Source organism: Pseudomonas sp. AMR01 (assembly GCF_041946035.1).
Classification (GTDB): domain Bacteria; phylum Pseudomonadota; class Gammaproteobacteria; order Pseudomonadales; family Pseudomonadaceae; genus Aquipseudomonas; species Aquipseudomonas antarctica_B.
Window position 1 is genome coordinate 1 of record NZ_JAUTYR010000194.1, and the last position, 505, is coordinate 505.

Annotated in this window: 1 protein-coding gene; it reads right to left on the reverse strand. The window is 58.4% G+C overall.

Annotated elements, in window-relative coordinates; all coding sequences use genetic code 11:
• Positions 1-129: 129 nt before the first annotated feature.
• A partial coding sequence (locus Q7C20_RS27205; protein ID WP_375071243.1) for a transposase occupies positions 130-505 on the reverse strand: 376 nt, incomplete at its 5' end.

The window sequence follows — 505 nt, forward strand, 5'->3', positions numbered from 1 at the left end:
AGCCTGCTTCACGGCGTCAGAGTGACTGCCAGGGCCATATGCCGTGTTGGAGGCCGGCTTCATGTCAGGAAAGGCCTCGCGCACCCAAGCCGTCATTGTGGGTAAGCGGCGGCTACGCAGCACTTAGGATCAGCTTGACGGCTGGAAATTCCACGGAAGAAGATCATCGATGCGATTGGCAGGATAACCTGACGCAATCGCTTCAAGGGTCGCTTTGAGGTATGCGAACGGTTCGACATCATTGACCTTCGCAGTCGCTATGAGAGATGCGATGCGGCCCCAGGCGTGGCCACCTTCGTCGTGACCGGCAAAAAGCGCATTCTTTCGCGTCAATGCAATTGGGCGGATCAGGTTCTCGACTGCATTGGAGTCGATCTCGACCCGGCCGTCGTGTAGGAAGGTCTGCAGCCCGCTCCATTGCCGATGGATATAGGTCAACTTCTCGCCGAGGCGGGACTTCGAGGAGATCCGGCGCCGTTGGCTCTGAAGCCACTCGCCGAACTCT